Source organism: Rhodococcus sp. OK519 (assembly GCF_003051005.1).
Classification (GTDB): Bacteria; Actinomycetota; Actinomycetes; order Mycobacteriales; family Mycobacteriaceae; genus Prescottella.
This window is the reverse complement of sequence record NZ_QAOW01000010.1, coordinates 63,439-87,332: the sequence shown is the minus strand read 5'-3', so window position 1 is coordinate 87,332 and position 23,894 is coordinate 63,439. Positions and strand designations below refer to the sequence as shown.

The following is a 23,894-nucleotide window of genomic DNA, read 5'->3' as shown; positions in this document are numbered from 1 at the left end:
CTGCTGCTCGACAGCGCTGCAACCTCAGCAGACGCTCGAGCTCCAGGGTAACGGTGGGCGGCGACGGGGCGGCCGCCGGATTCCCTCCCCTCAGACCGCCTCGCGGGCGCTTGCCTCGACGACCTCCCCGATCCACGGCAGCACCGCGTCGCGCACGGTGACGGCCCGCGGTAGGAGACCGTTGACGTGCAGTAGGTCGGCCGCACGCTGCTGCTCGTCGAGGAACTCGTCGGTCACCGCACCGATCCCGAACGGCCTGCCGCGCAGTGCCTCCTCCCACCGGTCGAGATCGGCAGTGCCGCCATGCCTTTCGGCATCCTCGACGAAGAAGCGGGCCGCTTCACGTGGATTGGCGACGATCCATGCGTCGGACTCCTGCAAGGCAGCGATGACGGACTCGAGTTCCTGTCGGTGGTTCTCGGCGAACTCGCGGCGCACGAACCACAGCGACGGATGGCTGAACAGGCCGTCGGTGTCGACGAGGGTGCGAACCTTCGTCTGCGCCTCCACCTCGGCCAGGCCCGGATACGCACCCACCCAGGCGTCGATCTCCCCTGCCAGCAGAGCGGCTCCGCCGCGGTCGACGTCGACGTCCACCGGGACGATGTCCGCCCAGGTCAGCCCCTCGCGGTCGAGCGCGAGCAGGACCAGCGTGGTCTGCCACGACCCGTGTGCGACGCCGACTCGCCTACCGCGGAGGTCGGAGACCGTGTGAATCCCCGATTCCGACAGCGCAACGAGGCGCCCGTTCTCGACCCGAGGAGCCGAGATGCCCACGTAGACCAGGTCCCGGCTCTGACCGAGCCCGGTGATCGGTGGGGTGAAGCCGGTGCCGATGACGTCGTACCCACCGTCCTCGAAGAGCCAGTCCGAGTGCAGCGTCGGCAGACCGTGCCGCGGATCGACCCGTGGCGTCGCAGGCAGGTCTCGCAGGTCGACCCACTCGACGTCGGGCCGGCGGAGTTCGAGCAGGCCGTTGTGGCGCAGCGCGAACAGGGAATTGTTGTTCGGGAAGTACCCGACGCGAATCGTCATGGGAATGCTCCTGGCCGGTCCGGGACTCAGACGAGTCCGCGGCGACGGGCCTCGTCGAGCAGACCGCTGCGGCCCCACTGCGCGACGAGGTTGGTGTCGTCGAAGTCGACGGTGCCGCCGACGAGTTCGCCGAGTGCCTGGTACTGCGCACCCTCCTCGAGAAGCACGACGAACTTGGCGAGCTCGAGCAACCCGGCGCGGCCGATGACGTTGACGCCGCCGTTGGCCTCGAAGATGGCGACGAGATCGGGGTCGTCGACGAGGCGGTCGAGGATGAAGTCGCCGGGTGCCTGGCTGCGGTCGATGTGCGGCGGGATGTCGCGCGAGAGCGTCAGGCGCTGCGAGGCCGCGTACTTGATGCGCAGCGTGCGGTGGGTCTGCGCCCAGCCGCCGAGCCACGGAGTGTGCACGTGCACGATCGAGGTGATCTCGGGGTGTTCGCGGAACACCTTGGCGTAGCCGGTGACGAAGCCGGCGGGGCCGTCACCGGACAGCACCTCGCCGTCGAACGTCGCGAGAATCGGTTTGGCGCTGCGATCCTCGGCCCAGGGGCCGGCCTCGTTGAGGGCGACGGCGAGATCCTCGCCGGGCACTCGCTCGACGAAGTTGACGGTGCCGTTGGCCGAGACGGTTCCGGTCTCGCGGAACACCCGGAAGGCGGTGTCTGCGGCGCGCCGGGCCTCGTCGACGAAGGCCTCGACGGCGGGGCTGATGCGAATTTCGGTGCTGGTCATGGGAAGTGCTCCTATCGGGCGGAAAGACTGCGGACCTGGGTGGGGGTGGTGCTGCGCAGTAGTGGCAGCACCTCCTCGCCCACGCGGTAGGCCTCTTCGAGGTGGGGGTTGCCGGCGAGGATGAACGCGTCCACGCCGAGGTCGGTCAGTTGGTCGAGCCGTTCGGCGACCTGCTCGTAGCTGCCGACAAGGCCGAACGCGGGCCCGCCGCGGATGAGGCTGAAGCCGCACCACACGTTGGGCTGGACCTCGAGATCGCGGTAGCCGGTGATGTTCTCGGGCACCCAGCCCGCGATGCGGGCGGCGCCGACGGAATCACCCTGCGCGGCACGATTGGCGGCGTCGCGGTCGACGAACGCCCAGCCCTTCTCGATCTCGGCCCACGCCGCTTCCTCGGTGTGCCGGGCGACGATGTCGATGCGGACCGCGAACTTGGGGGTGCTGCCGAGCTTCGCGGAGTGCTCACGGACGCCGTCGAACTTGGCCCGTAGATCCGCGAACGGCTCCAGCCACGACAGGTAGTAGTCGGCGTGCCGTCCCGCCGCGGCCACGGCGGCACCGGACGACCCGGAGAAGAACACCTCCGGGAACGGCTGACCGGCCAGCAGCGGTGGCAGGGCGGCACCGTCGGTGCGGAAGAAGCGGCCGTCGTAGTCGAACGGCGCACCGTCCCACACCCCCCGCAGCACGTCGAGGAATTCGGTGGTGCGGGCGTAGCGGTCGTCGTGTGCCACCTTGTCGCCCCACCACAGCTGCGGTGCTCCCCCGCCGCCGCTGATGATGTTGTAGACGAGACGGCCGCCGGTGGCCCGCTGCAGGCTCGCCGACATCCGTGCGGCCTGCACGGGATGCAGGAATCCGGGCTGGAACGCCACCATGAACCGGTAGGTATCACTCTCGCGGGCCAATGCCGACGCCGCCGCCCACGGGTCCTCCGTGATCGGGAACGAGGGCAGCAGGCCGCCCACGAATCCGGCGGACTCCGACGCCTTCACCACTGCGGCGATGTGGTCGATGTAGCTGTAGCCGTCGAGTTCACCACCGCGAATTGCCGGCGCGATGTTGCCGGGCCCGTGCCCGCCCGCGTGACCACGGTTGTAACGGCGCGGGGTGCGGAGCGAGGCATGATCGCCCTCCATCCCGATGCGCCAGTAGAAGTCGGTGCTCATGCGGGGATCTCCTGTCCAGCGAGCGTGCGGCCGGCGGGGTCGACGAGGTGCAGCAGGTGCTCACCGGCACGATGCAGTTCCTCGAGGTGGGGGTGTCCGGTCAGCACGAACGTGTCGACGCCGTGCTCGCGGTAGCGCGAGAGTGACTGCGCCACCTGCTCGTAACTGCCGACCAGGCCCACCTGCTGCCCGTAGCCGATGCGGTCGAAACCGGCCCAGCGCGAGCCGTCGAGCGTGAGGGACCTGACGTCGGCCACGGTGGCCTCCGGGTGGACCTCGCGCCATTGCCGCAGCACGCGCGCCCACGCCTCGTCCGCGTCCTCCCGCGCGACGATCGGCACCTCCAGTCCGATCCGGACAGTGCGTCCGAACCCGGCCGCAGCGCTGCGTAGTTCGGCGATCGTGGCCCCGACACCGTGCGGCTGCTCGTCGAGCAGGTGCACGTCGGCGTGCTCGGCGGACAGCGCGATCGCCTCGGGCGACGTCCCCGACAGGTACACGGTCGGGAACGGCAGTCCGGACAGGATGCCGCGGAATCCGCCGTCGATCACGTCGTAGAACTCACCGGCGAATTCGAACCCGGTGCCCCCGAACCGCCCGGGCAGCACCTGATCGTCGTTCCACACTCCGCGCGCGACGGTGAGGAACTCGCGGGCCCGGCGGTAGCGATCGGCGCCGGTGACGCGGTCACCGCGCGACTGCGCATCATCGGGATCGACGTCCACCCGCAGCCGCCAATCGAGCCGTCCCGCGGACAGCCGCTGCAGCGTCGCCGACAGCTTCGCGGCGTACACCGGGGTGCCGAACGCCGGATGGAACTCGACTGTCACCCGGGCGTGCCGGGTGCGACGAAGCGCGGACCCCGCCACCACCCAGGAGTCGTCGCCCTCGGTGTCGTGCGGGATCACGATGCCGTCCAGCCCGGACAGCTCGGCGGCGAGGATCGCCTGGTCGAGGAAGTCGAAACCGTCGCGTCGCGCCGAGACGGCCTCCACATGCCGCCCGTCGCCGCGGACCGGCAACTCCCACAGGAACTTCGTCACGATGCCACCTTCCGATCGGATGCGAGCAGCTCGTGGGCCCGCTGCAGCGGCTCCGGTGCCACCCACGACGCGAGGTCGAAGTCGGCGGCCAGGAAGCCGTGCGCGTAGAGGAACTGCTTCTGGATGTCGAGCAGTTCGATCCGCTCCGCCGACAGCGTCGGGTGCAGGCCGCGATGGAATGTGTCGCCGTAGGCGGCCTCCACCCCGGCTGCGCCGGCGAAGGTTTCCCGAGCCAACACGTCGCGGACCTCGTCGAGGTTGTCGGCTGCCCAGTCCGCCGCGCGCAACGTCTGCACGAGGAACGCCGTCACCAGGTCGGGTCGGGACTCGAGCAGGTCGGCGTGCACCGTGATGGGGCGCGGGGTGCCGTTGTTGACCCGCAGCCGCTTCGACTCGGTGGCATCGAGGTCGACGGCTACCTGCAGGCCGTGCTCGCGGGCCACCTCCTGCGCCCGCGCACCCTTGACGTAGACGGCATCGACGTCGCCTCGCAGCAGCGCCTCGACACCCCAGGTCGTGCTGCGGGTCCGGGATGCTGTGCGCACCTGAGGGTTCGGATCGGCGGGTACCTCGACGGTCACGACGTCGGCGAAGGTGAGCCCACCGAGGCGCAGCGCCGACGCGAAGCCATGCAGTGCCATCGCCCGGGGGAAGCTGCGGGCCCGGTCGGCCGCCCACGCGGGAATGCCGATCCGCAGTCCCGCGAGTTCGGCGGGCGAATCCAGGGACGCGGCGGGCCCGACGAGGATCGCCTGCGACTCGTCGATCCAGGTCAGTCCGATCAGTCGGGTAGGGGCGCCCTCGGCGCGGGCCGCGAGAGCGGGCACGTTGCCGCCCTCGCGGATCAGGCCCGACAGCCCGTGATCGAAGTGGCGCTCGGCCAGTTCCACGTCGGCGTCCTGCAGGATCTCGAACCCGAGCCCGGCGTCGCCCGCAGTCGCGGCGAGCCAGCCCAGCGAGTGCGCGAGTCCGCTCGCGGTGGGAACGGGGCACCGTGTGTACCAAAGGGTGTCGAGGGGTGATGCGGTTGCGGTCACGGGGTACTCCTTCCGGGATGGTGGGCGTCGTCGGCGGTTCTGCCGACGCCGAGTTCCGCGAGGAACGCCGCGCGGTAGCGCAGTGCCTCGGGATCGTTGCGGTCGCGGGGACGTGCCAGGTCGATGTCGACATCGACCGCGAACGAACCCTCATTGAGGATCAGGACGCGGTCGGCGAGCCGGACGGCCTCGTCGACGTCGTGGGTGACGAGCAGGACGGCCGGTCGGTGCCGTGCGACGAGATCACCGACGAGATCTTGCATCTGGAGCCGGGTGAGTGCATCGAGCGCGGCGAACGGTTCGTCGAGCAGCAGCAGTTGCGGCTCGCGGACCAACGCGCGGGCCAGGGCGACGCGCTGCGCCTCGCCACCGGACAGGGTCGCGGGCCAGTCCTTGTGCTTGCCGGCGAGCCCGACCTCCTCGAGCGCCCTGGCGCCGGCCGTGCGAACAGACGCGGACCTGCGCTGTCCGACGACGACGTTGCCCAGCACCCGCTTGGACGGGATGAGTCTCGGCTCCTGGTAGACGACGGTCCGCTGGCGCGGGACGCGGATCTCCCCAGCGTCCGGGCGCTCGAGCCCCGTGAGCAGGCGCAGCAGTGTGGTCTTGCCCGTGCCGCTGGGCCCGAGGAGCACCACGAACTCGCCGCGGTGGATCGTGAGATCGACGCCGCCGAGAATCGTCTTGTCCCCGAAACTCTTCCGCACGTCCCGCAACTGCACGGCGACCGGTTCCCCGGATCGACGGGCGGCCGCGGTGGTCGCGCTTCGTTCGCGCTGAGCCAGCGGCGGCAGGGGGGCCTGCGCGGCGCTCATCGGACCACCGACAGTCGTCGCCACGGCATCGCGAAGCGTTCGATGACGCGCACGATCGCGTCGAACACGAGACCGAGCGCCGCGTACAGGACCACGCACAGCACCATGTAGTCCGTGCGGTTGTATTCCTGTGCCAGGGTGACCAGGTAGCCGATGCCTTCACGGGTGCCGACCTGCTCGGCCGCGATGAGACCGGTAATGCTGAGCGAGAGGCAGATTCGCAACCCCATCAGCACGCCGGGCAGCGCCGCCGGCAGGACCGCCTCCGCCACGAGCCGCCAGCCGGTGAGCCCGAATCCGCGCGCGGCCTCGACCATCTTCCGATCCACGTTGCGAACGCCGAGGTACGTGTAGGCGTACATCGGGGCCACCGTCGCGACCGCGATGAGTACCACCTTGAACGTCTCGTCGATCCCGAACCACGCGATGAACAGCGGCACCAACGCCAGGAACGGGACAGCCCGGTTGATCTGCATCGTCGAGTCGATCAGTTCCTCACCGAGCCGGGACAGTCCCGACAGCACACCGAGGACCAGGCCGATCACGGTGCCGAACAGCACGCCGATTGCCGCCCGCTGCAGCGACGCCAGCGAGAAGTCCACCAACTGTCCTGTCGAATACAGCTCGGCCAGCGCGTCCCACACCTTCGCGGGCGGGGCGAGCACGGCCTCGGAGATCAGGCCGGTGGCCGACCCGATCCACCACCCGGCGAGGAGCACCGCGGGAACCAGCAGGCGCAGTGGCAGCGACAGCCACGGCGGGCGCCAACTCTGCCTGCGATAGACGGGTTCCTCCAGTGCGAGGGGTCCCGCGGACCGCGGCGCCGCTTCGTCGGGTGCGTGCACGGTGACGGTCATCGTCAAGCCCCCGGCTTCGCCGCGGCCGCGTCCTGCAACTCGAACGTGAGGTCGGACGCCGTGATCTGCCGCTGAATGACGCCGTTGCGATAGAACAGGTCGGCCACCGACTGCAGGTCGGCCTCGTCGACCGTGGTCGGGTACCGGAAGTCGGTGACCTGGCCGCCGAGCGCGATGGCGTCGTCGAGGCGCTGACCGCTCAGCGCGCGCGGACCGGCCTGCTCGAAGACGTTCTCGAACGCCGCCGGATTCTCGCGTTGGCGCCGGGTGAGGTCCTGCGTGACCTCGAGGAACTTCCGAACCACCTCGGGGTGCGCCTGCAGCACGGCGGTGCGGCCGGCGATGATCGTGTTGTCGACCGACTTGATGTCACCCTCGGTCGCGATCTCCTTGGCGCCCTTGGACTTCGCCTCCTGGTACGGCGCCAGGAACGACGCCCACGCGTCCACCTGACCCGTCGAGAAGGCCGATGCCGCATCGGTCTGCTGCAGCGGCACCCGCTCGACCGAGTCGATCGGGATGTTCGCCTCGGTGAGCGCCTTGAGGACGATGTACTCCCCCTTGGCGGCCGGGTTCACCGCGACCCGCTTGCCCTTCAGGTCCGCGAGCGTCGAGATTCCCGACCCGGCTGTGGCGATGATGCCGCTCTGATCCTTGTTGTACGGATCCGACGTCGCGAAGATCTGCACCCCCACGTCCTTGGACAGCGCGCCGACCACCGGGCTGTAGGCGCCGGTCTGGATGTCCAGCTCGCCGGTGTTGAACAGCTTGAGGTTGGAGCTGAATCCCGGTGTGGTCTTCACCCATTCGATCCGGGCGCCGAGGGGAGCCAGTGCCCGCTCGAAGTCGCCGTCGCGCTTGCCGACGGCGATCGCTCCGGAGTTGCCCGGGTCGTACACCTTGAGCGCGAACGTCGGACCGGTCGCAGCACCTGCTGCCGCCTCGGCCTGCTCACCGCTACCGCACGCCACCGCCATGCCCGCCAGCGGAACGAGCGCGAGCGCGAGAGCAACTCGGGGCAGACGGCGCAGACGGAACATCTTCAGACTCCTCGGAGGAAGGGAACACATGAAATGCGAACGCGCGACGTCGATTCGACCGGCACGTTCAGTGGATGACGATGAGCAACATTAGGACCGGACGGTCGAGAATCCACCGGTTGTCTTTTTCGTGAACACAACGGTTGACACACAGCACATTTCGTGTCGCTCTCGACGAGAAGAGGTTCACATCACAAGTGGTCGGGTTTAGACTCGGCTGCGAGGGACAACACGATCCGTGGCAGGCGCCCGGGTCGATCCACCCGTGAACCGAACGATGGGCGTTCGATGGAACAGACAGGGAACACCTCGCATAACGGCCGCAGTTCCGGCAACGGCCGGGCGTCGTTCACAGACGGCGCCGCGCGGACGGTGTCCGGGATCGCACAGGTGACCACGTCGTCGATCGGCGCGCTCGGCGGTGCGGCCGTGGGCGGTGTGATCGGCGGTGTCCGGGGCGCCGTCAGCGGCGTCACCGACGGCACCCGCCGCGGGCTCGAACGAGGCAGCCACTCCACACCCACCGCCATATTGACGATGGCCGCCGCAGGTGCGGTCGGTCTCGTCGAATGGCCGGTGGTCCTGACCGTCGGGGGCGCCGCGCTCGTGTTGAGGCAACTCCACGAGCGCGGCGCGCCCCCGGCTCGGCCACCCGCGGCGATGAAAACGACCACAGTCGCCGAGTCTCCGAAGGAACACGCCGACGGTACCGCCGCCCTGAACTCGGCCACTCGAAAGACTGCCACTCGAAAAGCCACCACCAGGAAGGCCACCAAGCCCGCGGCGACGAGCGGTGCGGCGAAGAGCGGTGCGGCGAAGAGCGGTGCGGCGAAGTCAGCCGCCGCCCGGAAGAGCACGACGTCCCGCCCGCGGGGGCGTTCCACTCGGTGAGGATCGCGGGGGTCGGGGCGATCATCGGACGGGCGCGCAGTCTGCCCGAACGTTCCCTCCACGGCGCACTGACCACCGTCACCGTCGGTACCGCCGCCGCCGCGGGAGTATTGACCGGGCTGCTCGCGTCGGCGACCCGGCTTCCCGACCCGGTCGCCGCTCGTCGACCACTGCCCCCAGCCTGGGATGATTCGGTGCTCGCTGCACGGATCACCGCGCTCGCCGCACACTCCCTCGGGTTCGGGCTCGCCACCGTCGGACGGGTGCTGCCCATCCCGCGACTGCCCCTCGCGGTCGCCGCGCCGGTCACGCTCGCCGACTACCAGCCGGCAGTGCGCCGCGCACTGGAATCCACTCTCGGACGCGTCCGGACGGACCTGCTCCTGTCGACGCTGACCGCGGTCGGTTTCACGCTGGTACAGGCCCCGCCACCGCTCGCGATCGAGGCGCTCCTGCGCGCGTCGGTGGTCGGCGAGATCCTCGCCAACCGGCGCGCGTGGCAGAACAGCCCCCACCAACCCCCATCCGACGATTCCCCGAGCCCGGCCGCCGCCGGCCCCGTCGACCGTCATCTCGCCCGCGCCGCGTGGGCGCAACTGGGCGGGTCGGCAGCGGTGGGCGTCGCCACGGGCAGCGTGCGCGCGGCCGGAACCGCCGCTCTCGTCGCCGCACCCAAGGCCGCCCGCATCGCCCGTGAGTCCTTCGCGAGCACGCTGGGTCGTGGACTCGCCGACGATCACGGCATCCTGTGCCGCGGGCCCGACGTCCTGCGCCGCCTCGACGCGGTGACGGCACTCGTCGTCGACCCGCGGGCGCTACTCACCTCCGAGCTCCGGGTCAGCCGCATCCGAGGCGTACGCGACGACCGCCGCGCCGTGGTGTGGGAGGCGGCGCGGACCGCGATCGATTCGGGAGACCTCGACGAGGGCTGGTATCCGCTGGCTGCCGTCGCGAACGGCGCCGGCCCGGGAGACGACGACGATGCCGCGGTGCTGATCTCCCCCGTCCGCGACGCACTGGGCGGTGCGCTGCTCGAGCAGGCGAGGCAGGCCGGGGTCACGGTCCACTCGATCGACGACGAAGCCCTCGGAACCCTGCGCTCGGCATTCGACGACCTCCGAAAACCCTGCGGAACAGTCGATTCGGATCTCGTCGGAACCGTCGAAGGCCTCCGCGAGGCCGGTGGGACGGTAGCCGTCCTCGCCAAGGACTGTCCGGATGCGGTGACTGCGGCGGACGTGAGCGTCTGCCTGGCAGCTGCCACCGCTACCCCGACCTGCGACCTGCTCGTACCGGACCTCACTGCGGCCTGGCGCGTCGTGCACGCGCTGCCCGCGGCCCGTACCGCCAGCCGAAGGGGCATCGAGATCGCTTCCGGTGCTTCCCTTCTCGGCTCGCTCCTGATGATTCCAGGAACTCACGGCGGCGGCCCGGGTCCGGTCAGTGCGGGTGCGGGTGCGGCACTGTGGACCGGGCACACGCTCGCCGGACACGTGCTCGGGGCCGAGCCCCCACGGCCGAACCCGCAGCAGGATTGGCACGCCATGTCGGTCGACCGTGTTCGACGGCTGGTCGGCACCCCGCAGCCGCTCACCGCCGAGGCGGCGTCCGGGCGCATCGGCACCACAGTCGACTGGATCCGCCGGCCCGTCACGGTCGCGTGGCACTTCGGTCGATCACTGCGCACCGAACTGTCCGATCCCCTCACCCCGATCCTTGCTACGGGGTCGGCGGCCAGCGCAGTACTCGGCTCCCCCGTCGACGCGATCCTCGTCGGAACCGTGCTGGTCGGGAACGCCGCACTGTCCGCCGCGCAGCGCTTGCACGCCGAGCGGCTCCTCACCCGCCTGCTCGCGGTCCAGGACGCACCGGCACGTCGGGTCGACAGCGAGGGCGGCGGCTACGAGTCGATCGACGCCCACCTCTTGCAGCCCGGCGACGTGATCGAGGTGCGGCCCGGTGAAGTGGTGCCCGCCGACGGCCGACTGATCGAGGCAGACGGAGTCGAGGTGGACGAGTCGTCACTCACCGGGGAGTCGATGCCGGTCGACAAGCAGACCGATGCGACGCCGGGCGTCCCGCTGGCCGAACGCACCTGCATGCTCTTCGCCGGGACCACCGTCCTGACCGGGACCGCGACCGCACTGGTCACCGCCGTCGGCGACGGCACCGAGACCGGGCGGGCCGCGGCACTGTCACCCGCCCCGGTCCACAAAGTGGGCCTGCAGTCGCAACTGCGAGCCCTCACCGACCGCGTGCTGCCGGTGAGCATCGGCGGTGGCGCACTCGTCACCGTCACCTCCATGCTGCGCGGCGGAGGTTTGCGCTCCGCGGTCACGAGCGGGGTCGCGGTCGCGGTCGCCGCTGTGCCCGAGGGACTTCCGCTCGTCGCCACCCTGGCACAGCAGGCTGCCGCCCGACGTCTGACGCATGCCTCTGTACTGGTCCGGACCCCACGATCCGTCGAGGCGCTCGGGCGGGTCGACGTCGCGTGCTTCGACAAGACCGGCACCCTCAGCGAGGATCGGCTGCGGGTGACGGAGGTTCGCCCGATCGGTGGACACGACCGCGATCGCGTGATCCGTTCCGCGGCCCGTACATCCGTGACGGCGGACGGCCGCGCCGCGGCCCACGCGACGGACCGCGCCGTCGTCGACGCGGCGGACCGACCCGAGGAGGCCCTGACCTCGGAGGTGCTGCTGCCGTTCCGGGCGGGCCGCCCGTTCGCCGCGGCGCTGCAGGAGAACGAACTGGTCGTCAAGGGCGCACCTGAGGTGGTCCTGGCGGCCTGCACCGGCGCCGCACCGAACACGCTCCAATCGATCGTCGATGACGTCCAGTCGATGGCGGAGGACGGCCTGCGGGTGATCGCGGTGGCGCGCCGCACCGTGACCGACGCCGAGGCCGCGCGGGCCGCGCAGGACCCGGACGTCGTCGAATCCCTGTGCGGCCGTGGGATGGAACCGATCGGACTGCTGGGCCTGTCGGACACCATCCGCCCGGAGGCGGCCGAGCTGTTGCCGGACCTGGAGGATCGCGGTGTCTCGGTGCGCCTGATCACCGGCGACCATCCGGTCACCGCGGCGGCGATCGCCCGGGACCTGGGACTGGCCGTGACCGCCGACGACGTGATGAGCGGAAGCGAATGGGAGGCCCTGTCGCATCGGCACCAGGAGGCCGCCGTCCGGGAGCGGCGGGTGTTCGCCCGCATGTCACCGGAACAGAAGGTCCAGATCGTGCAGACACTCGAGCGCGCCGGGCACGTGTGCGCGATGGTCGGTGACGGCGCCAACGACGCCGCCGCAATCCGGGCGGCGAGCATCGGTATCGGTGTGACTTCCCACGGCAGCCATCCGGCGCGCAGCGCGGCGGACATCCTCCTGATCGGCGGGCACGTCGACGCCATCATCGACGCCATCGACGAGGGGCGACAGCTGTGGCAGCGCGTGCAGTCGGCGGTCTCCGTCCTGCTCGGCGGCAATGCCGGCGAGGTCGCGTTCGCGCTGATCGGGAGCGCGATCAGCGGGCGCGCACCGCTCAACGCGCGGCAACTGCTGCTGGTGAACCTGTTCACCGATGCGCTCCCAGCCGCGGCACTCGCGGTGAGTCCGCCCAATCGGAATCACTCGTACGACGGTCGCGGGCCGGATCGCGCCGCGCTGTGGCGGACCGTCGCGATCCGCGGCACCGCGACCGCGGCGGGCGCGGGTGTGGCGTGGGGCATGGCGTCGATCACCGGTCGTCCCCGGCGCGCGTCGACGGTGGGCCTGGTCGCGCTGGTGGGGGCCCAGTTGGGTCAGACGCTCATCGACTCCCGCAGCCCACTGGTGGTGGCGACGGCCGTCGGATCGTTGGCAGCGCTCGCCGGGGTGATCAGTGTTCCCGGGCTGAGTCAGTTCCTCGGATGCACTCCGCTGGGTCCGATCGCATGGGCACAGGCCCTCGGATCGGCGGCAGGCGCGACCGCGGGCGCCGCGCTCGCACCGCACGCCCTCACCTGGTGGTCGGCAAGAAACGAGCCGACGACTCAGTCGACGACGAGCACCCCGGTACGCAACAGCACCGCGTACGCGTGGCGCAGCGGCGGAGTGAGCACGGCCGTGACAGCACCGGTCAACGGGTCCGGACCCGACGGCCGGACGGCGGACACGAAGGCGGAGAGCGTGGATAACGAAACGATCACGACACCCACGATGACCGCCGTAGGTGTACGGCAGGTGAACGACGAGGATGGGCAGGGCGAACTATGACCGAAGCAACCCTCGACCGCGGGATCAACCTGGATTCGCACAGGACCGCATCGCACGGGACCGAATCGCACAGCGCCGCCCTGGAGCGAATAGCGCAAGGCTCGCGGTTCGCGATCCGCCTCCCGATCATCGGCGACGTGTGTGTTCCCAAGCCCGAACAACTCGCCTACCTCGGCGCACTCGGACTTCTCGCAGCACTCGAGGTAATCGACTGGCCGGTGGCGCTGGCGATCGCCGTCGGGCACGCGCTCGCCGAGGACCAGCGACATCGCGCATTACGCGAGGTCGGCGAGGCGCTCGAGAGCGCCTGACGCCGCGTCAGGACCGCAGGTGCGCGAGCACGGCGAGGACGCGACGATGACCGCTGTCCGACGCCGCCAGCCCGAGCTTGGCGAAGATGTTGCCGATGTGCTTGCTCACCGCGGTGTCGCTCACCACCAGCTTGCGGGCGATGTCGGCGTTTCCGAGCCCCTCGGCCATCAGCCCGAGCACCTCCGACTCGCGGGGCGTCAGGCTCCGGATCGGGTCGTCGGCGCGGCGCCGGCTCATCAACTGCGAGATCACCTCGGGGTCCATGACGGTGCCGCCGTCGACCACCCGTCGCAGCGTGTCGACGAATTCCTCGACCTTGCCGACCCGTTCCTTGAGTAGGTACCCGACGCCGCCCGCGCCACCCGAGAGCAGATCGCCGGCGTAGCGGTCCTCGACGTACGCCGACAGCACCAGCACCGGAAAGCCCGGGCGCCGACGCCGGGCCTCGATCGCGGCCTTCAGGCCCTCGTTCGTGAACGTCGGGGGCATCCGCACATCGAGAACCGCGCCATCGGGCGGGTCGGTCTCGAACGCGTCGAGGAACTTCTCGGCGTCGTCGACGGCGGCGGTCACCTCGATCCCGACACTGCCGAGCAGAAGCGCGAGGCCCTCCCGGAGCAGAGCATCGTCCTCGGCAATCAGAATCCGCACGGCAGTTCCACCTCGAGTCTCGTCGGCCCGCCGAGCGGGCTGTCCAACGTCACGGTCCCCTCGAACGCTGCCACGCGACGGCGGATGCCGGCCAATCCGCTGCCCGACTTCTCGACGGCACCGCCCACACCGTCGTCGAGGACGTCGATCACCATGGTCGCCCCGCGCTCGTCGTCGCGGGTCGCGATGGTGACCTGCACGTGCGCGGCGCCGCTGTGCTTGGCGACGTTGGTGAGGGCCTCGGCGACGACGAAGTACGCTGCGGCCTCCACCGCCGCCGGAGCACGGCGCAGGCCGTCGACGTCGAGCACGCACGACACCGCGCTGCGGCCCGCGAGCGCGGAGACGGCGCCGCCGAGACCCAGTTCGTCGAGCACGGGCGGGTAGATGTCGTGCACGAGGGTCCGCAGTTCGGAGAGCGCGTCCGACGCGGCGTCCTGGGCGCGAAGGAGTTGTGGCAGAGCCTGTTCGGGAGCCACCCGCAGCGAGCGTTCGGCCAGCCCCAGCATCATCACGACGGCCACGAGCCGGTTCTGGGCACCGTCGTGCAAGTCGCGTTCGATGCGCCGCAGCTCCGCCGCGTGGGCGTCGAGGGCGGCTGCCCGGCTCGCGGTGAGCGCCGAGACCCGCTCGGACAGTTCGGTTTCCCGTCGCGGCGCGAGGAGTCGCGCCGCGAGCCCGCTGATTCCCCGGGCCATCACGGGGATCAGCCACCACCCGAGCACCGCGTAGCCGACGGCGACGAGTGGCATCGGGGCCGCGCCCCACCACGACGTCACCGGGTAGATGCTGCTCACAGGCTCGTCCGGCGGCAGGGCCCACCAGTAGAACGGAATGGCCAGCGTGTTGAGCGCCGCCAGCGGGAGCGCGACCGCGAGCAGGCCGGCGGTCAGCGCCGCGATCGAGTGTGCCGCGACCCATCCGAAGTCGCGCCGGGTGGACGGCGCGGTGAGCAGGCGTCGGAGGTCGTCGAAGCCCGGGCTGTCCGGGATCGGCGGGTAGCGCTCCCCCACCACCGTTCCGGTGTACCGCCCCGCCCGCTCGCGTGCCAGGCCCGCCCACCACCGCAGTGCCCGCAGGTACCCCGGCACCGCGAGCCACCCGACGATCAGGATCAACGTCGCCGCGATCACGAGGCCGACGACAAGGAGGCACAGTGACACGAGCGCGGCGACGGCCTCCACCGCGAGGAAGCGGACGGCGCCCCATCGCACGTTCAGGCGTTCGGTCCACGTCATCGGTCCAGCATGCCGCACCGGGACGGCGGTGTCGGTACAGCTGGGTACACCATCGATCCGGTACCGAGCGGGATGTTCCGGGGCTCTTCTGCTCCATAGCGTTTCGACCATGACCTCCTACACCGCCACATCGCCGCTCGTGCAGAGCCCGCCGCGGGCCGCCGTCCGCCTCGCCGACGTCAGCAGAACGTACGGCTCCGGACGCACTCAGGTCACCGCCCTCGACGACGTCAGCCTCACCCTCGCGCCCGGCAGCTTCACCGCGGTCATGGGCCCGTCCGGCTCCGGCAAGAGCACGTTCCTGCACTGCGCCGCCGGCCTCGACCAGCCGACCCGAGGCTCGGTCTGGCTCGGGGACACCGAGATCAGCACACTGAAGCCGAAGGCCCGCACCGTGTTCCGTCGCGATCACATCGGCTTCGTGTTCCAGGCGTACAACCTCATGGCGGCGCTGACCGTCGAACAGAACGTGACGCTGCCGCTGCTGCTCGCCGGCCGCACGGCCGACCGCGCGCACCTCGACCACGTCCTCGACGCGGTCGGTCTGACCGACAAGCAGGACCGGCGTCCGGCCGAGATGTCCGGCGGTCAGCAGCAGCGCGTCGCGATCGCGCGGGCTCTCATCACCCAGCCGCACGCGGTGTTCGCCGACGAACCCACCGGCGCGCTCGACAGCCGCACCGGACGTCAGGTGCTCGACCTCCTGCGCCGCACCACCACCGAACTCGGCCAGACCGTCGTCATGGTCACCCACGATCCGGTGGCGGCCGCGCACGCCGACCGGGTCCTGTTCCTCGCGGATGGACGGCTCGTCGGACGGATGGACTCGCCCACCGCCGCCGCGGTCGCCGACCACATGACTCATCTCGGGGAGTGGTGAGTATGCGCGCCGGCAACACACACGGGACGGGCCTGCGTTCGCTCGCGCGCGCCAACATCCGGCAGCGTCGCGGCGGGTTTGCGGCAGTGTTCGTCGCGGTGTTCTGCGCCGCCCTGCTCACCTGCTCGCTCGGCGTGCTGTTCGAATCGGGGATCCGCGGCGGCGTCACCCCGCACCGCTACGCGGGCGCCGACGTCGTGGTCGGCGCGGCGCAGGCCCTCGACGTCCGCGAGGACGTCGACCAGCCGTACGTCGAACGAGCGCTACTGCCGGACTCCGCCGTGGACGAACTCGCCACGATCCCCGGTGTCCGCGCCGCTGTCGGCGACATCGGTGTGCCGCTCACCACCGACGACGGCACCGCGCTCGACGCGCACGGCTGGGCGTCGAGCGCCCTGGCACCGTACGCCCTGACGTCCGGGCGGGCGCCGACGTCGTCGAACGAGGTGGTCGTGACGGGATCGAGCTCGGTCGGTGATCGGATCACGCTGCGGCACGGCGGGATCGGCGAGCAGTACACCGTCGTCGGAGTCGCCTCCGCGCCGACACCCGAACCGTCGGACCGTCCCGCGTCGGTGTTCGTGTCCGACACCCGCGCCCACGAGTTGTGGCCGCACGGCGACCGCGTCGCGGCGGTGGGTCTGCTCGCCGACAGCGGCCTCGACGCGTCGGCGCTGGCCGACCGGATTCGCGACCAGCTGCCCGGACTCGATGTGCGCACCTACACCGGCAACGCGCGCGGCGATGTCGAATACCTCGACGCCGGTGCGGCCCGCAGCGAACTGATGATGCTGTGCGGATCGTTCGCCGGCCTGGCCATCCTGATCGCGATGTTCGTGGTCGCAAGCACGCTGTCGCTGTCGATCCAGCAGCGGCGCCGCGAGTTCGCACTGCTGCGCGCGATGGGTGCCACCCCCGGCCAGGTGCATCGCCTGATCGGCAGTGAGGTGCTGCTGGTCGCGGGCGTCGCCGCGCTGCTCGGTGCGGGCCCCGGCTACGCCCTCGCGCAGGTCCTGGGCGCGCAGTTCACCGAGGCCGGCGTGCTGTCGTCCGACTTCGCGCTCGCCTACAGCCCGGTGCCCGCCGTGGTCGGCGTGGCGCTCGCCGTCGTCACCGCGCGGATCGCGGCCGCGGTCGCCGCCCGACGTCCGGCCCGGCTGGATCCCACCGAGGCCCTGCGGGAGTCGGCCGTCGAGCCGGCCTCCATCGGCAAGGGCCGACTCGTCACCGGTCTCGTGTTCGGCGCCGGCGGTCTCGCCACGTCGCTCCTGCCCGCGGTACTTCCCGGGCAGGCCGCCCTCGCAGGTGCAGGGTCCTCCGCTGTGCTGCTGGTGATCTCGGTGGCACTTCTGGGTCCGATGCTGGTCGCGGGAGCGGTCCGACGTTTCGGAGGGCCGCTGCGCCGCAGTGCCTCGCCCGCACTCGTGCTCGCCGCCGCCAACTCCGGCGCACGAGCCCGGCGACTGGCGTCCGCCATCACTCCCCTGGCGCTGGCGATTGCGATCGGTTCGGTCCAGTTGTTCACGCAGGACACCATTGCCGCGGCTGCCGATTTCCAGTCCCGCGCGGGCATCACGGCCGATCTGGTCGTGACCGCCCCGACTGGTCTGGCACCCGCACTGGTCGACACGATCGCATCGACTTCCGCTGTGCGCGCGGTGAATCCGATCACCCGAACCCACGCCCTGTTCACGACCGGCGGCGAGTCCCCGTCCACCGACCCGTACCCCGTGCAGGGCATCGATCCCGCGGCCACATCGTCGACCCTCGACCTCGACGTCCGCGACGGCGACCTCGGCCAGTTGCGGGACGGCACCGTCGCGCTCAGCACCGACGCCGCATTCGGCATGAGCGCCGATGTGGGCGACACGGTTCCGCTGCGACTCGGCGACGGCACCCGCATCGCCCCGACCGTCGTCGCGACATACGGCCGCGGCCTCGGCTTCGGCGACGTCACCCTCCCGACGCGCCAGGTGCAGGCGCACACCACCACCGGACTGACCGACATGCTCCTGGTGACAGCGGAACCCGGGCGGGTCGACGAGGCCCGGGCCACGATCACCGCACTGGGCGGCGTCGCGGTCTCCGATCGTGCGGAGTTCGGCGCGGCCGGCCAGGAGCAGCGCCGCACGCAGGCGTGGGTGAGCATCGTCGCACTCGCCGTCCTTCTCGGTTACCTCGCTGTCGCGGTCGTGAACACCCTCGTACTCGCCACCGCCGAACGCGGCCGCGAGTTCGCGTTGCTGCGACTCGTCGGCGCGAGCACCCGGCAGGTGCGCGCGATGATGCGCGCCGAATCGGTAATCGTGGTGACCGTCGCCGCGGTGGTGGGCTCCCTCATTGCGTTGCCCCCGCTCGCGGGTGTCGCGGCTGCGGTGTCGGGGCGTCCGGTCCCGAGCGTCTCGCCCCTCGTCTACGCCCTCATCCTCGGGGTGACGGTGCTGTTGGGGCTCGGCGCGATCGCGATTCCCACCCGGACCGCGCTGCGTCAGGACCCGGTGACCGCAATCGGGACCCGGGAATAGTCCCTCGGGGTGGCCTGCGGGCAGGCCACCCCGAGGTGTTGTCACTCGGCGCTGACGACTTGCTGACTCTCGGACCGCGAGTGACCGGCGGTGTTCGGGGTGAACACGACCCGCAAGGTATGCGTGCCCGGGGTCAGGTCGTCGGGCAGGTCGAAGGTGGCCGTGGCGATCTTGCGGCCGCCGGTGCCACCGACGGCTGCGCGATCGATCTCGCGGGTAGTTCCGTCGCCCATCACCTCGTAGAGCGTCACGATTCCCACCAACCCCGAGGCCGGGCTCGACACGCGCACGGTCAGCGACAACGGATCATCGGCGGTACTCGACCCGGGCCGGGTGGCAGCGATCGCGATCGAGGTGTCCGCGGGCACCGGGGCGGTGTCCGCGGTCGTCGCGGGGGCTGACGGCGGAACCGTACTCGACGCCTGGATGGAGGGCTCGATCACCGGCGACGTCGTCGTCAGAGGCACCGTCGTGGAAGGCGCCGTCGTCGGAGGCACCGTAGTGGGAGGCACCGTCGTGGAAGGCGCCGTAGTGGAAGGCGCCGTAGTGGGAGGCGCCGACGTCGTCGTGGCGGCGAGCTCCTTCTTCGGAGCAGGCGCCACGGGTGCCGTGCGCGCGGAATCGGCGTGGCCGTCCAGGTATCCGGGGTGATGCGCTGCGACCTTGGCCCACAGACGCTTTCCGACTTCGCCCTCCGAGACGGCCAGAGCCCGCTCCGTGGCTCCGACGATCGGTTCGTCGTCGCGCATCCATTGGTACGAATAGGTCCAGTCGGTGTCGGTGCTGTTCCAGGTGCCATTGGTGACGGTGACGGACTGCCCGACGACGGGCGCGGCGAGCCCACGGCCGATGTCGACGGCGGGCGAGCCACCGTCCCGGACAGTGGGCGAGCCATTCATCGTGCAGTTGAACGTGTTTCGGTCGAAGTCGGCGATCGGCGCGGAATTCTGCACCACCATCGTCGATGCCCCGCCCTTACCGACGACCGGAACGTTCACCGTCTCCTTGTAGGTCCAGGAGTGGCCCGTGCCCTTGTCGAAGGTCCAGGTTCCGGGAATGGGGAGTTCGACGGTGCGGTCGTAGAACCAGAAGACACTGCGGGCAGGTGCCGTGAGGGCTACGGTCTCCGACTTTCTCGTCCCGTCCTTCCTCGCCCCGCCCCACTCCTTCGTGTACTCGCCGCTGACCTTGAGGACCTTCGCGAAGAGTCCGTCCGCCGAAGCCCCCACCTTCACGGCCTCGCGCCACTGGGAGGACGCTTCACTCGTCGCCTCGCGGACGGTGGTGAACTGGACGGGTGCGGTCGACTCGTTGACATACGGGTTCGGCACCGCCCGATCACTGGGGCAGACGGTTCTGACAACGGGTTGAGCCACGGCAGACGGCGGGCCGTCCGCAGCGAACTCGCACTTGCCGGTATCGGCGCCGGTCGCGGGATCCGTGCACGACCAATAGGCGTAGCGCAGAGCAAGCTGCGTGAGCAGTGCGCGCTGCGACTCGTTGACCGCCTCGATACGTTGCCACGCGCTGTTCGCGTCACAGAACGAGGTCCCCAAATAGTGGTCGGACCGCCCGTGGTAGTCCCAACATTCACCGGCACTCTTGCTGACGATCTGGAACGCGTCGGGACTCTGGTCGACGGGACGCACGTACCAGAGGAATGTGTCGTCGTTCCAGTCGCACTTTGCGCTCAGGGGGCTGAAGTCGAGTCTGGTCCACTTGTTGTACAGGCACTTCCCGGTACCGGCATTCTGCCTCACCATGAAGTACGGAGTTGTGCTGACGGTGTCGATGTTCCAGCTGAACTCGGATCGCCGACTCTGATCCGAAAGTTCTGCGGCAGACCACCAACGCAGCTTCGACGTGAGGAAGTTCTGGTTGGTGCCGAGGAGGTACCGCTCGCCGCTGTCGCCCGTCGCACCGTTCAAGAAGACCTGACACCGAGTGGTGGCGCTGTCGCAAGGGAGCGGGTGCTTGCTCCATGACGGGGCCGACGAGGTGACGGCGGGGGTGGCAGCAGACGAGGTCTGTGCGTTCGCGGCCGGGACACCCGCTGCCGCGAACAGCCCTGCGAACACGACCATTCCGAGCACCAGTGCCAGGATTCGCCGACGACCCATCACAATTCCTTTCGAAGATTCGGTCATCGGGCATCCACCCGCACGGTGAGGGGATCACCGAAACCGGCATCGTTGACAGCGACGACCGTCACGTCGACCGCGATCCCGGGCGGCAGGCCCTCGATCGCCGTCGAGCCACTGGCGGTGTCGGTCTCGACGGTCCAGGACGGTTCGGGTGACCCGGCCTTCCGATCGGAGAGGAACGCCACGAGCTGTTCCTCGGTGAAATCCGGCTCGGCAGTCACGGCGTACCGACGGACCGCGCTTCCCCCCGTGTTCGGCGCCGGCTTCCAGTTCACGGCGAGGGTCCCCGGAGTACTCCAGGTCGCCGTCAGCCCTGTTGCCGTGCCCGCTGTGGAGTGAACCTCGACCGCGGTGTTGATGGCATCGGTGAGATACAGGGCGCCGTCATCGGCGACAGTGACGCCCCAGATATTGTCGAAACCTCCATCGGTGGACCATGTTCGCCCACCGTCGAGACTGCGCGTGAGGGTGCCGGCAGAATGATCTGTGACGTAGATTTCGCCGGCCGGCCCCACCGCCATCGAGTGCGGCGCTCCGAGTCCGGTCCGATCGGCAGGTATCGAGTCCCACGACCTTCCCGCATCTCGGGTCACCGACAACGATCCGTCGCCCGCGTTCGCGACGAAGACCTCACCGGCGTCGGATGCGGCAGCTGCGGTCGGGGCGGCGAAGTGACCGGTGTCGGAGCCGACGGTCACCCAGGTGGCCCCGCCGTCGTGGCTCACGGAGACCGTGCTGTTGCCCGTATTGGTGACGAAGACCGTTCCGTCGGCCAGCCCCACGGCGGCTTCGGGGCTGTCGAATCGCCCCTGGGAAGCGGGTACTGTCCGCCACCGCTCGCCGCTACCGATCGAGATGGAGTTGTTGCCTCGGTTGACGACGTAGACGGTGCCGTCAGGGGCGACGCTGATCTGTCCGGGAAGGTCGAATCCCGATTCCTCCGGGTCGAGCCATGTCACGTGGTCGAGGTCGCCGGTGATGCGTGCCACCGACGCGCGCGGGCCGTTTCCGCCGCTGATGTAGAGGTAGTTCCCGTCGGGCGACGCTGCGATCCCGTACGGCGCATCGAACATGTCCGTCACGTCGGAGATCACGTAGCTGGACGGCAGACCGAGGAAGCTCTCCGTCACCACCGGGGGCGACGAGCTCTCCGGAGGCGCCGAGCTGCCACCCGAGTCGGCCGAGCATGCACCGGCCGCCGACAGGACTGCCGCGGCCGCGGCAAAAGCTACTATTTGTCTGGTTCGTTCCAGTGTCGTCATTGAACCCCGATCTGACGGAAACGGTTGAGGAGAAAGAACCGTCGCCCGATCCGTTCGACGGCGTGCGCATTATTGCCCGGCAATCCGCGCACGCCGCCCGGGTTGTCCAATTAACCGAACATTTTGCGCAGCACGCCGGCCCGCCCGCCCGCTCAGTAGGTGCGGCGCAGCCGCATTCGGAAGGGTCGCCCGTCGGGGTCGACCACCAGGCGGTAGACGAGGGCGGCGGCGCGCTGCTGCCACTGCGGTGGAACGTCGATGTGGTGTCGCCGCAGCCGACCCGGCGGTCGGGTACCGGCCGACGGCGCCGTATGCCAGCGGTCCAGCGCGTCGACGCTATCGGTGACGACATCGAAGAATCGGTCGGGGTCGATCAGATCCGCGTCGTCATCGTCGTCCCTGCCGAGGTGCTCCCGGGCCAACTGGAGCCTCAGATCGCGGGCGAATCGACGCGCGCCGTCACCGAGTCCGGACGGATCGACAGGCGCTCGCACGTCCCGCGCGGTGTCCACCACGGCGGCCGTCAACTCCGAATCATGCGTCCAGGAGCGCCGATTGAAGTTGTCACTGCCCACTGCTGCCCAGGTGTCGTCGACGATGCACACCTTGGAGTGCACGTACACGGGTATTCCACGGTCGTTCTCGAGGTCGAGAACCAGTACCCGATCTCCACCGGCATCACGGATGGTCTCGAGCGCCGACGAGTGCCCCAGCAACGCGGACGGAATGGTGATGGGACTGTCGTCGTCGAGATACTTGGGGACGACCGCCACCAATCGCAGTCGCGGTTCGCGGCGCAGCGCCTCGGCAAACACGCGCGCCACATCCACCGACCACAGGTACTGATCCTCCACGTACACCAGGCTCTTCGCGCGGTGCAGCACCTTCGCGTAGGCCTTGGCTGCGCTGCGTTCCCCTTCCCTCGCAAACGGGTACGCGGGCCGGCGGCGAGGATAGGTTCGCAGCAATTGCACCGAGCAGGTTCCACAGGGCTCGGGTGGTGTTGCAGGAGGGGGCAGTTCGGACGGAGATCGGGTGAGACCGCGCAGGATGTCCGGCAGCGCGTGCCACGGCAATCGGGACAGTGCGGCGGGATCCTCCCAACGCTCTCGGAACACGTCCTCGACGTCGCGTACGGCGGGGCCGTGGATCTGCAACTGCGCGTCGTGCCACGCCGGGGTCTCGCCGTACTCGGGTGGAAACGGCCGGCTCAGCGGGTCGCCGAAGTGGTCGGCGTCGTCGCGGCGCGCCCGCGCCAGGTCGATACCGCCGACGAACGCGACGTCCGGAGTGTGCACGTCGGAATAGCGGACCACGACGAACTTCTGGTGATGGCTGCCGAGCGCAGGAACCCGCTGGTCGAGGATCACCTCGCCACCGGCGGCCTCGAGGGCCTCCGCGAGCTTGCGGTTGCGGCGACCGGGAAAGCCGAGAGTCTCGATGTGCGAGCGCCACATCATTCCCCGGACCGTCGCGCCCCTGCGCGCGGCGCCCGCAAATGCATCGGCCACCGTCACGCCGTCGACGAGCTGTTGGTCGGCGTCGCCGCGCCAATCCGTGAACAGCACCAGGTCGTTGGAACCGGCGCGGGCCAACGCCTTCGCCAGCGCCGCGAAGTAGACCCTTCCATGAATCAGCGGGATGACGTCGTTGCTGTCGGTCCACTCCCGAATCCGGGTGTCGCTGTTGTCTCGTTCAGTAGCACTGAGAAACCACGGATGGGCCGGATCGAACTGCTCACGGCGTCCCGTCAGGGCCAGGCTGGAGCGGCCGAACGCCGACGACAATCGGCGCATGATCGCGCGGATTCGACCCCACAGAGTCGCAGTCATCCCTCGGATCCAGTTCTGGGGCACGCCGAGATCATCCCAGACCCGAATCGTGCACAAGCACAGAGTCACTGTCGGACTCACGATTGCCGCCGCGGCAACCGGCCGCCGTCCCGAGGCGTAGCGTCATGATGAACGGAAAACCCGGTGCGTGATTGCTTTCCTACCTTGCGGGAGAGGAG

General features: G+C 70.0%; 18 protein-coding genes and 1 pseudogene. 5 read left to right on the top strand and 14 right to left on the bottom strand.

The genetic code is table 11. The features are described from left to right. Window positions 1-90: 90 nt before the first annotated feature. Genes C8K36_RS21465 through C8K36_RS21430 form a run of 8 tightly spaced genes read right to left on the bottom strand, consistent with a single transcriptional unit; the run spans window position 91 to window position 7,730 of the window. A complete protein-coding gene (locus C8K36_RS21465) occupies window positions 91-1,035 on the bottom strand; it encodes an ABC transporter substrate-binding protein (protein ID WP_107986772.1) in 945 nt (314 codons plus the stop codon). Between the two features lie 26 nt (window positions 1,036-1,061). After that, window positions 1,062-1,769, bottom strand: a complete 708-nt coding sequence (locus C8K36_RS21460; protein ID WP_107986770.1) for a class II aldolase/adducin family protein — start codon at window positions 1,767-1,769, stop codon at window positions 1,062-1,064. An 11-nt stretch (window positions 1,770-1,780) separates the two neighbouring features. Next, window positions 1,781-2,938: an LLM class flavin-dependent oxidoreductase gene (locus C8K36_RS21455; RefSeq protein WP_107986768.1), complete on the bottom strand. Its 1,158-nt coding sequence runs from the start codon at window positions 2,936-2,938 to the stop codon at window positions 1,781-1,783. Then, complete coding sequence (locus C8K36_RS21450; RefSeq protein WP_107986766.1) at window positions 2,935-3,981, bottom strand: LLM class flavin-dependent oxidoreductase; 1,047 nt, start codon at window positions 3,979-3,981, stop codon at window positions 2,935-2,937. The genes C8K36_RS21455 and C8K36_RS21450 overlap by 4 nt, the downstream gene beginning before the upstream one ends. Then, the gene (locus C8K36_RS21445; RefSeq protein ID WP_107986764.1) at window positions 3,978-5,018 is read right to left on the bottom strand and encodes an ABC transporter substrate-binding protein; all 1,041 of its coding nucleotides are present in this window, start codon (window positions 5,016-5,018) and stop codon (window positions 3,978-3,980) included. Before C8K36_RS21445 ends, C8K36_RS21450 begins: the two co-directional genes overlap by 4 nt. Beyond that, complete coding sequence (locus C8K36_RS21440) at window positions 5,015-5,833, bottom strand: ABC transporter ATP-binding protein (protein ID WP_107987045.1); 819 nt, start codon at window positions 5,831-5,833, stop codon at window positions 5,015-5,017. Before C8K36_RS21440 ends, C8K36_RS21445 begins: the two co-directional genes overlap by 4 nt. Further along, window positions 5,830-6,690 carry an ABC transporter permease gene (locus tag C8K36_RS21435; RefSeq protein ID WP_107987047.1) on the bottom strand — a complete coding sequence of 287 codons (861 nt, stop codon included), beginning with the start codon at window positions 6,688-6,690 and terminating at the stop codon, window positions 5,830-5,832. The genes C8K36_RS21440 and C8K36_RS21435 overlap by 4 nt, the downstream gene beginning before the upstream one ends. Before the next feature lie 2 nt (window positions 6,691-6,692). Further along, window positions 6,693-7,730, bottom strand: a complete 1,038-nt coding sequence (locus C8K36_RS21430) for an NrtA/SsuA/CpmA family ABC transporter substrate-binding protein (protein ID WP_107986762.1) — start codon at window positions 7,728-7,730, stop codon at window positions 6,693-6,695. Between the two features lie 288 nt (window positions 7,731-8,018). Here C8K36_RS21430 and C8K36_RS21425 point away from each other — a divergent pair, with 288 nt between their 5' ends. Both C8K36_RS21425 and C8K36_RS25510 read left to right on the top strand, forming a co-directional pair. Continuing rightward, the gene (locus C8K36_RS21425) at window positions 8,019-8,621 is read left to right on the top strand and encodes a hypothetical protein (protein WP_258195536.1); all 603 of its coding nucleotides are present in this window, start codon (window positions 8,019-8,021) and stop codon (window positions 8,619-8,621) included. A 1,403-nt stretch (window positions 8,622-10,024) separates the two neighbouring features. After that, window positions 10,025-12,574: pseudogene (locus tag C8K36_RS25510) on the top strand (cation-translocating P-type ATPase); the annotation flags it as partial. A 74-nt stretch (window positions 12,575-12,648) separates the two neighbouring features. Here the strand turns inward: C8K36_RS25510 and C8K36_RS25505 are convergent. Continuing rightward, entirely contained in the window at window positions 12,649-12,717 is a 69-nt protein-coding gene (locus tag C8K36_RS25505) for a hypothetical protein (protein ID WP_354371112.1), read from the bottom strand. Between the two features lie 150 nt (window positions 12,718-12,867). On the opposite strand from C8K36_RS25505, the gene C8K36_RS21415 reads away from it, so the two are divergent. Continuing rightward, the gene (locus C8K36_RS21415; protein WP_107986758.1) at window positions 12,868-13,182 is read left to right on the top strand and encodes a hypothetical protein; all 315 of its coding nucleotides are present in this window, start codon (window positions 12,868-12,870) and stop codon (window positions 13,180-13,182) included. Between the two features lie 7 nt (window positions 13,183-13,189). Here C8K36_RS21415 and C8K36_RS21410 read toward each other — a convergent pair whose 3' ends face one another. Both C8K36_RS21410 and C8K36_RS21405 read right to left on the bottom strand, forming a co-directional pair. After that, window positions 13,190-13,834, bottom strand: coding sequence for a response regulator (locus C8K36_RS21410; protein WP_107986756.1), 645 nt, complete (start codon window positions 13,832-13,834; stop codon window positions 13,190-13,192). Next, window positions 13,822-15,072, bottom strand: coding sequence for a sensor histidine kinase (locus C8K36_RS21405; protein WP_107986754.1), 1,251 nt, complete (start codon window positions 15,070-15,072; stop codon window positions 13,822-13,824). The genes C8K36_RS21410 and C8K36_RS21405 overlap by 13 nt, the downstream gene beginning before the upstream one ends. 109 nt (window positions 15,073-15,181) lie before the next feature. Here C8K36_RS21405 and C8K36_RS21400 point away from each other — a divergent pair, with 109 nt between their 5' ends. Further along, a complete protein-coding gene (locus C8K36_RS21400; RefSeq protein WP_107986752.1) occupies window positions 15,182-15,952 on the top strand; it encodes an ABC transporter ATP-binding protein in 771 nt (256 codons plus the stop codon). Window positions 15,953-15,954: 2 nt separating this feature from the next. Further along, complete coding sequence (locus C8K36_RS21395) at window positions 15,955-18,477, top strand: ABC transporter permease (protein WP_107986750.1); 2,523 nt, start codon at window positions 15,955-15,957, stop codon at window positions 18,475-18,477. Window positions 18,478-18,518: 41 nt separating this feature from the next. Here C8K36_RS21395 and C8K36_RS21390 read toward each other — a convergent pair whose 3' ends face one another. The 3 genes from C8K36_RS21390 to C8K36_RS21380 all read right to left on the bottom strand — a co-directional run bounded on the left by C8K36_RS21390 (window position 18,519) and on the right by C8K36_RS21380 (window position 23,715). Then, window positions 18,519-20,597 (bottom strand): hypothetical protein, encoded by a 2,079-nt coding sequence (locus C8K36_RS21390; protein WP_107986748.1) that lies wholly within the window; start codon window positions 20,595-20,597, stop codon window positions 18,519-18,521. Between the two features lie 23 nt (window positions 20,598-20,620). After that, complete coding sequence (locus C8K36_RS21385; protein ID WP_107986746.1) at window positions 20,621-21,883, bottom strand: fibronectin type III domain-containing protein; 1,263 nt, start codon at window positions 21,881-21,883, stop codon at window positions 20,621-20,623. A gap of 152 nt (window positions 21,884-22,035) precedes the next feature. Then, a complete protein-coding gene (locus tag C8K36_RS21380) occupies window positions 22,036-23,715 on the bottom strand; it encodes a phospholipase D-like domain-containing protein (RefSeq protein WP_107986744.1) in 1,680 nt (559 codons plus the stop codon). Between the last annotated feature and the right edge of the window lie 179 nt (window positions 23,716-23,894).

Excerpts from the sequence above, each read along its gene's own strand:
- C8K36_RS21465 (WP_107986772.1), bottom strand. The coding sequence starts at position 1,035 with ATGACGATTCGCGTCGGGTACTTCCCGAACAACAATTCCCTGTTCGCG.
- C8K36_RS21460 (WP_107986770.1), bottom strand. The coding sequence starts at position 1,769 with ATGACCAGCACCGAAATTCGCATCAGCCCCGCCGTCGAGGCCTTCGTC.
- C8K36_RS21455 (WP_107986768.1), bottom strand. The coding sequence starts at position 2,938 with ATGAGCACCGACTTCTACTGGCGCATCGGGATGGAGGGCGATCATGCC.
- C8K36_RS21440 (WP_107987045.1), bottom strand. The coding sequence starts at position 5,833 with ATGAGCGCCGCGCAGGCCCCCCTGCCGCCGCTGGCTCAGCGCGAACGA.
- C8K36_RS21435 (WP_107987047.1), bottom strand. The coding sequence starts at position 6,690 with ATGACCGTCACCGTGCACGCACCCGACGAAGCGGCGCCGCGGTCCGCG.
- C8K36_RS21430 (WP_107986762.1), bottom strand. The coding sequence starts at position 7,730 with ATGTTCCGTCTGCGCCGTCTGCCCCGAGTTGCTCTCGCGCTCGCGCTC.
- C8K36_RS21425 (WP_258195536.1), top strand. The coding sequence starts at position 8,019 with ATGGAACAGACAGGGAACACCTCGCATAACGGCCGCAGTTCCGGCAAC.
- C8K36_RS21415 (WP_107986758.1), top strand. The coding sequence starts at position 12,868 with ATGACCGAAGCAACCCTCGACCGCGGGATCAACCTGGATTCGCACAGG.
- C8K36_RS21405 (WP_107986754.1), bottom strand. The coding sequence starts at position 15,072 with ATGACGTGGACCGAACGCCTGAACGTGCGATGGGGCGCCGTCCGCTTC.
- C8K36_RS21400 (WP_107986752.1), top strand. The coding sequence starts at position 15,182 with ATGACCTCCTACACCGCCACATCGCCGCTCGTGCAGAGCCCGCCGCGG.
- C8K36_RS21395 (WP_107986750.1), top strand. The coding sequence starts at position 15,955 with ATGCGCGCCGGCAACACACACGGGACGGGCCTGCGTTCGCTCGCGCGC.
- C8K36_RS21390 (WP_107986748.1), bottom strand. The coding sequence starts at position 20,597 with ATGGGTCGTCGGCGAATCCTGGCACTGGTGCTCGGAATGGTCGTGTTC.
- C8K36_RS21385 (WP_107986746.1), bottom strand. The coding sequence starts at position 21,883 with ATGACGACACTGGAACGAACCAGACAAATAGTAGCTTTTGCCGCGGCC.
- C8K36_RS21380 (WP_107986744.1), bottom strand. The coding sequence starts at position 23,715 with ATGACTGCGACTCTGTGGGGTCGAATCCGCGCGATCATGCGCCGATTG.